This window comes from Mesorhizobium sp. M1A.F.Ca.IN.020.06.1.1 (assembly GCF_004023265.1).
GTDB lineage: Bacteria > Pseudomonadota > Alphaproteobacteria > Rhizobiales > Rhizobiaceae > Mesorhizobium.
The window spans coordinates 1-4,082 of sequence record NZ_RZSR01000546.1 but is presented as its reverse complement, the minus strand read 5'-3'; the positions used below and the strand labels follow the sequence as shown (position 1 = coordinate 4,082).

At 64.4% G+C, this 4,082-nt stretch carries 4 protein-coding genes; 2 read left to right on the top strand and 2 right to left on the bottom strand.

The genetic code is table 11. The annotated features are described in order from the left end of the window. Positions 1 to 63: 63 nt before the first annotated feature. Positions 64 to 498 (bottom strand): lasso peptide biosynthesis B2 protein, encoded by a 435-nt coding sequence (locus EOA60_RS21930; protein WP_095824319.1) that lies wholly within the window; start codon positions 496 to 498, stop codon positions 64 to 66. Beyond that, on the bottom strand, positions 498 to 785 hold the full coding sequence (locus EOA60_RS21925) for a PqqD family protein (RefSeq protein WP_067324253.1): 288 nt from the start codon (positions 783 to 785) through the stop codon (positions 498 to 500). Before EOA60_RS21925 ends, EOA60_RS21930 begins: the two co-directional genes overlap by 1 nt. A gap of 581 nt (positions 786 to 1,366) precedes the next feature. Here EOA60_RS21925 and EOA60_RS21915 point away from each other — a divergent pair. Both EOA60_RS21915 and EOA60_RS21910 read left to right on the top strand, forming a co-directional pair. Continuing rightward, positions 1,367 to 3,274, top strand: a complete 1,908-nt coding sequence (locus tag EOA60_RS21915) for a propionyl-CoA synthetase (protein ID WP_128311869.1) — start codon at positions 1,367 to 1,369, stop codon at positions 3,272 to 3,274. Positions 3,275 to 3,396: 122 nt separating this feature from the next. After that, a partial coding sequence (locus EOA60_RS21910) for an acyltransferase (protein WP_164899455.1) occupies positions 3,397 to 4,082 on the top strand: 686 nt, incomplete at its 3' end.

Genomic DNA, 4,082 nt, shown 5'->3' with positions numbered 1-4,082 from the left:
CAGCTGCCGATATGCCGATGACCTGGCCGTTCAGGTCATAGCAAACGGTGGCTGCGGCGCCGGTCAAGCGGCGCGCGCCTTCACGCTGCCGCCGGGGTGGCGATAGATTTCAACCATGTCGGGAAGGCTGTCGCTGACCACCGGCTTGCCGTCGAGGCAAACCCAACAATGCGCCGAAAGGCGCGGCTCATGCATCGATTTGGCATCGACACCGAAATAGAGGTCGGGGTTGAAGCCCGCCATCCGCAGGAAGCGGAAACCGAGCAGCCCTTCCCTCAGGCATCTGCGATCACGCATCACCCAGGGATGCCGAACCGTGCGGTTGACGCGGCCGACGACGTAGCTGCATGGCAGGCCACGATAGGGTGTGGGCAATTGCAGCGGCGCCAATTTCAGCACGCTTTCGAAATCGCGCCGGGCGACCAGTACCGGGATCAGCCGGGCGCTGAGCCACAGATGAGTGCGGAACAGGGCGCGCAGGAACGGTCCGCCGGCCATCACGCGCCCGGGTCGGCAAGGATGCCTTCGGCCACCAGCTCGGCGGCCAGCGCCGTCATGTCGTCGCCGAGCGTCGCCTTGTCGACCTCGAATTCTTCCGACAGCAGATCGACGATGTGGTCGAGGCTGCGGGCGCCGTCGACCTTGTCGAGGAACGCTTCGGTGGTGCCGTTGCAGGTGTAAAGCTGGCCGCTGCGCGCCAGAAGCACCACGGCGCCGTCGCCGACATGCTGCACGGAGGCGTCGTCCGCCATCCGCAGAACCGTTTCAAAGGCGATTTCAGCCATACGCCCGCTCCCTATGCCGAACTGCAATTAGCGCGGCATGCCGCCGCTGTCCATTGCCAAGCGGGCTACGCTGCGTGTCAGACGGCCGGGCCTATCGGGCCGCTCGGGCCCGCAACGATGCTCGACAGCTTCCCGCGCCTGACCGGAACCGGTTTTTCGTAAGTTCCTTCCATCAAAACTTCCCCGGAAAGACTATCCAACTCGCGCGAGAATGATGGTGAGCTGGAACCAGTATCAAGCCGCCGTTCGCGCCAGGGTTGCCATCTTTCCCATAAGTAAGCTAAGAGTCTGCCGGCTTTTTGGGGAGTGGACAGTATGCGTTACAACTGGGATCGCGCTCCGACGGCATTCGAACGCCATCGGAAGGCATTGGCGGCCGCCATTCTAATAGCCGGCGGTATCGGGCTGATGCTGGCAGCACTGCCGCTCTAAGCCGAATTCACTTGCTGACGTCATAGCGCGCTCCGGGAGCGGCTGGATCCGTTTGCCGGCAACGCCGACCAAAATGCGAGGAGACATGGCCGGCCAAAGCGGCTTAGGCTATTGCCATACGACGGAATGTTCCTGGGGAGGAAAAGTCGATGGCCTCACGCTACCACGAAGTCTATGAGGGCTGGAAACGCGACCCCATAGCGTTCTGGGCCGAAGCGGCCAAAGCGATCGACTGGTATTCGCCAGCCGAAAAGGTCTTCGATCCGGCGGCGGGCGTCTATGGCCGCTGGTTCACAGGCGCCACCTGCAACACCTGCTTCAATGCCATCGACCGCCACGTGGCGGGGGGGCGCGCCGACCAGCTGGCGCTGATCCATGACAGCGCGATCACCGGCACGATCCGGAAATTCACCTATGCCGAACTGAAGCGCGAGGTGGTCGCGCTCGCCTCTGTCCTCAAGAACCGTGGCATCGGCAAGGGCGATCGGGTGATTATCTACATGCCGATGGTGACGGAAGCGGCGATCGCCATGCTCGCCTCGGCCCGCATCGGCGCCGTGCATTCAGTGGTGTTCGGCGGCTTCGCTTCGCATGAGCTCGCGACCCGCATCGACGACGCCAGGCCGAAGCTGATCATCACCGCTTCCTGCGGCCTGGAGCCGGGACGCGTCGTCGCCTACAAGCCGCTGCTCGACAAGGCGATCGAGATGTCGAAGCACAAGCCCGATGCCTGCCTGATCCTGCAGCGCGAGCAATTGCACTGTGAGATGAAGGACAATTACGACATTGACTATGCCGATGCGGTCGCCCGCGAGCGCGCCGCCGGCGCCAATGTCGACTGCGTTCCGGTCTTGGCCACCGACCCGCTCTACATCATCTACACCTCCGGCACGACCGGGCAGCCGAAGGGCATCGTGCGCGACAATGGCGGTCACATGGTCGCGCTGAAATGGACGATGGACAACGAGTTCGGCGTCAACCCCGGCGAGGTGTTCTGGGCGGCCTCGGACGTCGGCTGGGTGGTCGGCCATTCCTACATCGTCTATGGGCCGCTTCTGCATGGCTGCACCAGCGTGCTCTTCGAAGGCAAGCCGATCGGCACGCCGGACGCCGGCACCTACTGGCGGGTGATCTCTGAGCACGGCGTGGTGGCGCTGTTCACGGCGCCGACCGCCTTCCGCGCCATCAAGGGGCAGGATCCGCGCGGCGAGTTCGTGCCGAAATACGATCTGTCGAAATTCCGCACGCTGTTCCTCGCCGGCGAGCGCGCCGACCCCGAGACCATCAAATGGGCGGAGCAGAAGCTCAACCGTCCGGTGATCGACCATTGGTGGCAGACCGAGACCGGCTCGCCAATGACCATCAACCCGGCCGGGCTCTGGCTATTGCCGGTGAAATACGGCTCGCCGGGCGTGCCGATGCCGGGCTACGATATTCGCATTCTCGACGATGCCGGCCACGAGGTGCCGCGCGGCACGCTCGGCAATGTCGTGGTCAAGCTGCCGCTGCCGGCAGGCTGCCTGCCGACGCTCTGGAACGCCGACGCCCGCTTCCGCCAAGCCTATCTCGAGGAGTTCCCCGGTTTCTACAAGACGGCCGACGCCGGCATGATGGACGAGGACGGCTATCTCTACGTCATGGCCCGCACCGACGACATCATCAACGTCGCCGGGCACCGCCTCTCGACGGGCGCGATGGAGGAGGTGCTGGCCGCGCATCCGGACGTCGCCGAATGCGCCGTGATCGGCATCGCCGACGCGATGAAAGGCCAGGTGCCGCTCGGCTTCGTCGTGCTCAACGCCGGTGTGGCGCGCGACACCGGCGCCATCGAAAGCGAGGTGGTGGGCCTGGTGCGCGAGCGGATCGGACCGGTCGCAGCCTTCAAGACGGTGGTGACGATCAAGCGGCTGCCGAAGACGCGCTCCGGCAAGATCCTCCGCGGCACGATGCAGAAGATCGCCGACAAGGAGGAATGGACGATGCCGGCGACCATCGACGATCCCGCGATCCTCGACGAGATCACGGCGGCGCTCAAGGGGCGCGGCATCGGGATCTAGCCGTCTCGCGGGATCGCAACGCGAGGCAGCCTAGCGAATTCATCCTGCGCTGCAATCGACTGTTGTGCAATGCAGCAGCACCCCCTAGAAGTCTGCCCGGGGGGCCGTTCCGAAGGCACGGCATGGCTCAGCACAAGACCACATTCGGCGGCGTCGACATTTTGCGTTTCCTCGCCGCCGTCATGGTGATGTTCTATCACTACGGCTTCTGGGTATGGGCGTTTCCCGACGGCGTGTCGGCGCGCTCGACCGGCGGCATCCCTGCCCATCCCGAAATGGCGTTTGTCGGCTCCGGCTGGGTCGGCGTTCAGGTGTTCTTCGTCATCAGCGGCTTCGTCATCGCATTCAGCGCCGAGAATTCGACGCCGCTGAAGTTCTTCGAAGCCCGTGTCAGACGGCTGGCGCCGGCGGTCTGGGTCTGCGCGCCCATCTCCGCGATCGTGCTGCTGATGGTCGGTCTTTCCTGGCCGACCGATGCCGTGGTGCGACTTGCCCGCACGGCGCTGTTCGTGCCGTTCGAGCCATGGGTCGACAGTGTCTACTGGACGCTCGGCATCGAGATCGCCTTCTACGCCATCGTCTGGACCCTGCTGCGGTTCGGCCGATTCGACCTGATGGAAGCTGTCGCCGTCATCATCGGCCTGGTCAGCACGCTGTTCTGGTGTCTCTATTTCGCCTTCGGTTGGACCGATCTCGCGGAGGCGCGCTGGCTGCAGCTCACCCTGGTGCATCACGGCGCGTTCTTCGCGGTCGGCGTGCTCATCTGGCTGATGCGCTTCAAGGCGGTGACAGCGGCACGGCTCTGCTT

Coding starts and splice junctions, on each gene's coding strand:
- EOA60_RS21930 (WP_095824319.1), bottom strand. CDS start 498: ATGGCCGGCGGACCGTTCCTGCGCGCCCTGTTCCGCACTCATCTGTGG.
- EOA60_RS21925 (WP_067324253.1), bottom strand. CDS start 785: ATGGCTGAAATCGCCTTTGAAACGGTTCTGCGGATGGCGGACGACGCC.
- EOA60_RS21915 (WP_128311869.1), top strand. CDS start 1,367: ATGGCCTCACGCTACCACGAAGTCTATGAGGGCTGGAAACGCGACCCC.